Genomic DNA, 6981 nt, shown 5'->3' with positions numbered 1-6981 from the left:
CTTTGCCAGGTTACAAGCGGAGACAAATAACTTGGAGCAGTTAAGTCCCAATAAAATGTTCCTACTTTAGGCCTAAAATCCTCCCCCCCTTTGACTTGAACTTTATCAAAACTAGCAATAGCCAATCGCTTTAACCATTCTTTGATGCTGTCTAATAAAACTTTTTCTGCAAGGTTTCTAGAACGGATAAACGCTAAAGTGTGCTCTGGGTAAGCTTCATAAAATTGCTTAGTCATCACACAAAGGCCTAACCCTGGAATAGTCTTTTGCACAAAGACTCCAGCTTGAGTCATTCTATCTAACACTGTTTGTGAGGAGACCTGTTTTTTCTGGGCTATTGGAGAACCACAAACTGTATGAAAATCAGATATAGTAACAACGTCACGGGCATCAACGGCTCCTAGAGCTCTGGCATAAGGCCCCTTCGTTGTGTATATCGCATTATATAAACTGCTCCAGAACCAAGGGGAAGCATAATCCTCCTCCAAATACATGAACCGAACCCCACGAGCAAACTTAAGGTAAGCAAGCCTTTTAACGTTGCTACTAGCCCTCCTGACTCTCTGTCGGGCAGCATCTGGTTTTAGCCCATGCCTATTAACTAAATATTCCGTTAAGTCTGTACTCAGGCAAGGCCCAAGAGCATCTTTAGATAATGCTTTTTCGATCATTGGCGTAGGGTTCCCGTTCAAATGTCACAGAGCGCTATTTATAATACTCCACTACGTGGTGCGAAAGGTTTTTTTTGAACGATAAAGCCAAGTCATTATAAATCAATGGGTTAGGTTGTCTTGTGGATTAAAAAAATGGAAGGCTGTCACAGTGGTAATGTCATGTATTGACTTTAGACCTTACATATATATACTAAAAGACAGTAAGAGCAGGTCGTTCGGATTGCGGGCAATGCCCTAAAAACCCTGCCTCCCGTTGTCTACACGTACCAAATTGGATGATTTCGCTCATATCAGTTTGGATGGCAGCGCTCTGCAAGACAGAGATAAGATGCTAGACGTTAGTCTGCTGATAATAGGAATCACGGAATATATCTACGGCCCCTATTACCTCATAGGTAATAGGGGCCTCTTCATTTTATTTCGTCTTAGCTTTTTTCTTCTTTTTGTAGATTTTTTTGGCCGTCTTTTTAACCATCCCTTCAAAAGGGCCACGTCCAGCTAGAATATTTCTTAACAAAACCAAGAATGGCTTCATTTCATCTTTGACTGTCTCACCTAGAAGCATCTTCACTCTAAAGTCATTATTGTTTTCTACAAATGCTGTTTCAATCAGCATGTTTACTTCTTTGCTGTTAACTTTATGTAATGTAAAGAATACTAGGTAGCTTTCATCCTGTGCATATGGAGGTGGTAAAGCCATAAGCGCACTAAGACAAGTTCGCGTATTACCTTTATTCGGCAATACACAAATGTTAGATAGGTTAGCGCTAACATAATCAATAAAACTAGGGAAAAGCTTACTCTGTTCGTACTTCGTTCGACAGAAAACCCTTTTCTCCGTGCTTATCTGCCCATCAGGTTTCTTGGCTTGAAAGTTCCCAGGGTAATGCTCATACCGAAGTAAAAGCTCTCCAGTTTGAGATAAACCGGCTTCGTTATCCAATGCACCATCAAAACGACGGCTATATAAATGATTTGTTGGTCTAATGTATACAGTAAGGGTAACTTTGTGCTTACTTTCTAGCTCAAAATCATCAATCTGTATCTGAAGATCTTGCAAGTGAGAGAGAGGTAAATACTCTGTCTCAGTTCCAATAGTTAAGACCAGATCTTCAAATCCATTTTGTACAGGCAATAGTAAGAGCTCCCTAAGTTTACAATGATACTAGGTGACTATTTTACAGCATTTCTTTTCACTATGTGAAAGAAAGAAAATCCACGTAATTCATTGATATAATTTAAATTTCCATTTTTAACTGTGGATTTTGTTTAAAACTAAATGATAACCCAGTAACTGTCCTACCTTTTTTTATAGTTTCATATCTGATGATAAGGTCGCTGCGCTGATTTAACTCTTCAATCGAAGGTTTTATCACTCGTTTGTTTAAGTCTTTAAATAGGGGGTACTTATCCGAAATCCCCAAAGCAGATTTAAAGTCTTCAAGATATATAACACGCTCTCCAGTTGAGTTGAAACGCATTAAAAGCTCATAGAGGCGAATTGAATGTGCCGACTGTAACGTGGCTATATTTCTGAGTTTGAACTTGGTAAAGCGATTCTGTAATTGACTAATATATTTCAAAACATCATCAGACCAGGTCAAAGTTATAACCCCTTCACCTTTTAGTTTCTTCGCTTTTTTTTGAATCCAGTAGAGCTCAACCTCCTCTTGTTCATCACGCAAAATGATGCTGGATTTAAACAATGCATCAGCAGCCTTATACATTTCTCTATGTGCATTTTTCATATCAATGCACATCAATTCTGAAAACTCTGAGGCTGATAATTTTATTTCTTTCGGTATCTCACTTCTGGAATCCAATTTAGCTAAACATGCTAAAACCAATTTTTGAGCTTGTGCATTCAGCTTATAACTAGCATCGACCAAGCAATTAGACTTACTAACAGATAGGTTACTCACTTCACTCATCCCAAGGTGGACAAACCAACAATAAATCCACTTTACATATAAGAGGACAAGAGATCAACTTGTCCACCATAAGCTGTGGACTACACCGTAAATCTGTCCACCTATACACCGTAAATCTGTCCACCTATACACCGTAAATCTGTCCACCTATACCGTAAATCTGTCCACCTAAATCCTCGGATAGCCTTATAGATAAAGGGCTGGGAGAACCTTAAAAACAAGAATAAAAAGAATAAAAAAATAATTAAAAAGGAAATTAGTTGTTGATAACTAAAGTGGTGCGGATGAATGTGGAAAAACTGGAACGGACAAGCCGTTCTCAGTTTTACACACAATCACCGAAAGAGGTACACACATGCTGTAGAAAGCGCTCCGCGTGCCAACAAGCAATTTTTTTGATTTTTTAAAGGATTACTAGCAATACGTATCAAAACCTCTCTAACGGCGTTACAGGGGGCTTGATGTGGCGGTTATTTATGGAGAAAGTGTTGCTGTTAGTGATGTCTAACTCACTGAAAATAGGAAAGGTGTTACATTCGCGGAGAAAGTGTTGCTGTTTAATAATTTCGTACGCACGAAAAATATTGAGGAGGTTTAAGCTAGGGCAGGATTCGCAAAGTGCTAGCAAAAAGTACCTCCTCAATATTTGTCAGTGTAAATATCCAAAGATTAGAGAGTGCCAATATTCTTATCCCTATTTTTTTCTAACCAATCTTGTAAATATTTAGATATGGTTCCTCTGTCTATGCCTGTTTCCTTTTGAACTCCAGATGGTGATATTTTTCCTCGATACATTGGAAGAGCGTTGTTTTTAAGTAGCAGATCTAAAGCATGGAAAACTCGATTCTTGGCCTCTTCTGCTCTTCGCTCATTATCGCCACTTAGTGTTTCTGCAGTTATGGCGTTTTTCTTTGTGTCTTTTTTGTGTCTAGATACAAAATTATTTGTGTCAGAGCTTAATGTTCTTGTTACGGTTTCTAGACATTCGGTTAATTGTAAGATGCTGTTTTTAAGTGATTTTATTTCATCTTTTAAATCTTTAATCTCGGATTTAGTGTCACTAACTGTGTCTCTTTTTGGGTCAGTTTGTTTTTTTCTTTGTATTTTCTTTAGATCTTTTAGTTGAATGTGTCTTTTCCCATCAATCTCCTGATATTCCAGTATTCCTTTATCCATATACCTATAAATCGTTTTTCGTGACAGACCTGTAACATGACATGCGTCATTTATTCTTAGTAAATCCATTGTTCTCTCATTTTTGTGATTATTTTGATTTTAGTTATTAAGAATAACTTTCGAGTGATAGAAAGTTAAGTTTATTGTCTTAAATACATGTTTTTAAAAGGTTAAGTGTCTGAAAACATTAATATAATACAGTAGCGGTACTATTGCGTTATTTGTAACGATTGGTATTCTTTTAATGTTTTGGTGTTTTTTTGAACGGTGCGATGGTGGTTAAAAGTGTAAGTGAACGCCAGAGAAGCTTTATTTTTAGGCAAAAGTTACTGGGTCGTAAGCAGAGGTATTTTTGGGTCAGTGACACAGATCTGCACATTTTAAAAAAATTACTTAAAGAGCTTCGAGAGGGTAACAGGAAAGATATTTGAATGGAGTAGTTGAGGATGGTCCCCTCAACTACTCCTAACCACAACGCCTGAATAGGAGGCAATTATGGATACCAATCAGTCTATCACATTTAAGAGTAATGGAATTTACCAATTACTTCGCATGCAAGATGTGGAGCGTCTTTCCATTAAGAGTGAAATAAACACTCTATTAATTACAGCGAAATACGCATGCGATTACCTTTCTGAAGGGCTTGAGATTCTTCCTAATGATTTTTTCTGCTGTGTTGAAGAAATGAAGGAAATTATGGAATCAATAGACATTAAAAGTATTGATTTTGAAAGGAACTCTGTACTTCTATCGAGGCGTAAATCTCAAAGTAAAGGTAGGGTGAAATTTCGTGCGCACGAAAAAATAAATGGAGAGAGTAAAAAATGAAACACTTAACCTTAGCGACAATTTTAATATTCTTTTTAAGCGGTTGTTTTAGTAGCGAAGAACAAACACATGATGTGGCTTGGTTTAAATCCCATGAAAAAGAACGGAGATCGATACTAAATAAATGCATTAATAACCCTGGAGAGTTGAAAGATAATTCTAATTGTCTGAATGCAAAGCAAGCCGAAAGGGAGCTTACTACTGGTCAGCTTCCTACTTTAAAGTTTGATAAGTGAAGTGGGTTGAGACTATGAATTTCTTTCAAGCAACGTTTGAGCTAGTCGATAGGTCATTAGATAGCTATATCTCTGATACTGCTACAAATGTTATATCGTTTATCTCTCCTATATTCACCAGTATGTTAATTATATGGATTACTATTTGGGGCTATATGATGATGCTCGGAAGGGTTAATGAACCCTTGCAAGAGGGAGTTTTTCGAATACTCCGAATAGGTTTTATCATGGCATTGGGCTTAACTATAGGAACTTATAATGATGTGGTTGTTGGTGTTTTATCTCAAGGCCCAGAAAAACTAGCGTCTGTAATTACAGGTGGAGGTGGGGAGTCTGTGCCATTTGCTCTAGATTCATTATTTTCCCAAGTGTTTGAAGTTTCTGAGGCTGCCTGGGATATGGGCGGGATATTGGATGCTAACTTTGGAATGTATTTAATCGCTATTTTTGTTTTGGCTTTTGGCGGCGTTCTTACATGTGTTGTCGCGTTCTTAATTCTACTCAGCAAGATAATGACAACTGTTCTACTGGCAGTTGGTCCGCTGTTCATTGTCATGTTGTTATTCAATGCTACACAGAGATTTTTTGAGAGTTGGCTAGGCATGCTAATAAACCAGGGGCTTATTCTTATTCTTGGCGTAGCTATAGGGCAGTTGATGATTTCATTAGCTACTATCGCAATGGATAGCATGGGAAGCGCTCCTTCTACCTTATCTACTTTAGCGGATGCCTCTATTTTATGTTTACTTTATGGCCTCTGCATTATGGTAGTAAAACAAGTTCCTTCTGTAGCCTCAGCTCTAGGAGGCGGAATTGCTTTAGCTACCCAGGGAGCTATAAGTTCTACATTTGAGTCTATGAGGCCTACAAATATAAGCCGGAACAATAGGAAATTACAGCGAGATGCAAGATTAGTTAAAGACGCAGCGATTCGCCCTATAGTTAAAGCAAGAGCTGGTTACCATGCGTATCAGAAGCGGTTTAGGTCTAGTAACTCTGTTGAATCAGAGAGGTGATAAAAATGATCATGTCTCTGATTCAAAAGGTCACGGTAGCAACCGAACGTTGTATCTCATATGTGTGGTTTATAGCCTCTGTTCTGTTGATGCCTCTAGTTTTTCTCGGTTATGGAGAAGCTCATTACTTAATATATCTCGGCTTTTCTGTCTCTGGCGTACTTCAGTGGAAATGGCGTTACTCAGTTTGGCCTGCACTAAGAAAAAAACATACCTAATAATGAGGTAAAAAGTGTTGCTCTAATGTTTGAAGAAGGGGCTTATCATGTTTTACTAAGCTCCTAATATCTTCAGGCCCGACGACTACTAACTCAAACTTTGCACGGTTAGCATCTCTTGTTCGATCTATGCGTACTTTGGCTTTTTCTGAAAGTTTCCCACTAGTCCAAAGCTCAAAAATAGGCTTCGGGCCATTAGGTATCGTCACTTCAGTCCTATTTAGAAACTCTCTAACACGCTTTATTCTTACCGTTAACCATTTTCCGATCTCATCATCACTTAATTCAATATCAGGAGCCATACCTTTACACTCAATGATCCTCGGTGGCTTTCCATTAGATGTCGCATAAACATCAATTTCTGCAACTCTCCCTTCATCATCTTTACATTGCTTATTGAGCATTAAATCTCCAGGGTGGTCCTGCCTAACTATATGAGCAACGAGCAATTCGAAGAATGCTCCTCTCATGTTACCAACGGCTCCTTCTAATTTACTCAAACGTCCAAATAAGTCGTCAAATCTTGCTGGGTCAATTGCTCCAGAAGCTGCATTACCAAGAACATATATGAGTTCATTAAAAGCCTCAGCTATGTCTTTACCAAATAGGGATTCAGGAGTCGCCGGTATGCAGCCTATCTCTCGAAGTGCCTGAAAAGCGTCTTTTTGATAGTGTGATGCTACAAAGATAAAAAGAGTACTCCCGATATTCTTAAAGGCTTTCAGTGTCTTAACCTTATGTATGTAAGGTTCAATATGATTTAAAGAAACGGAGCTATTAAGTAAGACATCACAAACGACGAAGCCAGGCTTAGGTGGGTTATCTCTTTGCCAGGTTACAAGCGGAGACAAATAACTTGGAGCAGTTAAGTCCCAATAAAATGTTCCTACTTTAGGCCTAAA

The 6981-nt window shown here is 38.2% G+C and carries 6 protein-coding genes and 2 pseudogenes; 3 read left to right on the top strand and 5 right to left on the bottom strand.

Annotated features, from left to right (window positions below):
• The 4 genes and pseudogenes from R7P69_RS24225 to R7P69_RS24210 all read right to left on the bottom strand — a co-directional run.
• A pseudogene (locus tag R7P69_RS24225) lies at nucleotides 1-671 on the bottom strand (hypothetical protein); the annotation flags it as partial.
• Between the two features lie 418 nt (nucleotides 672-1089).
• Complete coding sequence (locus R7P69_RS24220) at nucleotides 1090-1809, bottom strand: hypothetical protein (RefSeq protein ID WP_140375540.1); 720 nt, start codon at nucleotides 1807-1809, stop codon at nucleotides 1090-1092.
• Between the two features lie 103 nt (nucleotides 1810-1912).
• Nucleotides 1913-2596 (bottom strand): replication initiation protein, encoded by a 684-nt coding sequence (locus tag R7P69_RS24215; protein WP_029848129.1) that lies wholly within the window; start codon nucleotides 2594-2596, stop codon nucleotides 1913-1915.
• A 678-nt stretch (nucleotides 2597-3274) separates the two neighbouring features.
• Nucleotides 3275-3850, bottom strand: a complete 576-nt coding sequence (locus R7P69_RS24210) for a helix-turn-helix transcriptional regulator (RefSeq protein WP_140375440.1) — start codon at nucleotides 3848-3850, stop codon at nucleotides 3275-3277.
• Between the two features lie 426 nt (nucleotides 3851-4276).
• Between R7P69_RS24210 and R7P69_RS24205 the strand changes: the two genes are divergently transcribed.
• From R7P69_RS24205 to R7P69_RS24195, 3 genes are read left to right on the top strand one after another with little or no spacing between them, the layout of a single operon-like run.
• Nucleotides 4277-4609, top strand: coding sequence for a hypothetical protein (locus R7P69_RS24205; RefSeq protein WP_049877959.1), 333 nt, complete (start codon nucleotides 4277-4279; stop codon nucleotides 4607-4609).
• Complete coding sequence (locus tag R7P69_RS24200) at nucleotides 4606-4845, top strand: EexN family lipoprotein (RefSeq protein ID WP_140375438.1); 240 nt, start codon at nucleotides 4606-4608, stop codon at nucleotides 4843-4845. The genes R7P69_RS24205 and R7P69_RS24200 overlap by 4 nt, the downstream gene beginning before the upstream one ends.
• Nucleotides 4846-4859: 14 nt before the next feature.
• Nucleotides 4860-5861, top strand: a complete 1002-nt coding sequence (locus R7P69_RS24195; RefSeq protein WP_140375436.1) for a type IV secretion system protein — start codon at nucleotides 4860-4862, stop codon at nucleotides 5859-5861.
• Between the two features lie 214 nt (nucleotides 5862-6075).
• Here the strand turns inward: R7P69_RS24195 and R7P69_RS24190 are convergent.
• Nucleotides 6076-6981 (bottom strand): annotated as a pseudogene (locus tag R7P69_RS24190) (hypothetical protein); the annotation flags it as partial.

The sequence above is a fragment of the Vibrio sp. 661 genome (assembly GCF_033339315.1).
Classification (GTDB): domain Bacteria; phylum Pseudomonadota; class Gammaproteobacteria; order Enterobacterales; family Vibrionaceae; genus Vibrio; species Vibrio alginolyticus.
This window is presented reverse-complemented; position numbering and strand designations above follow the sequence as displayed.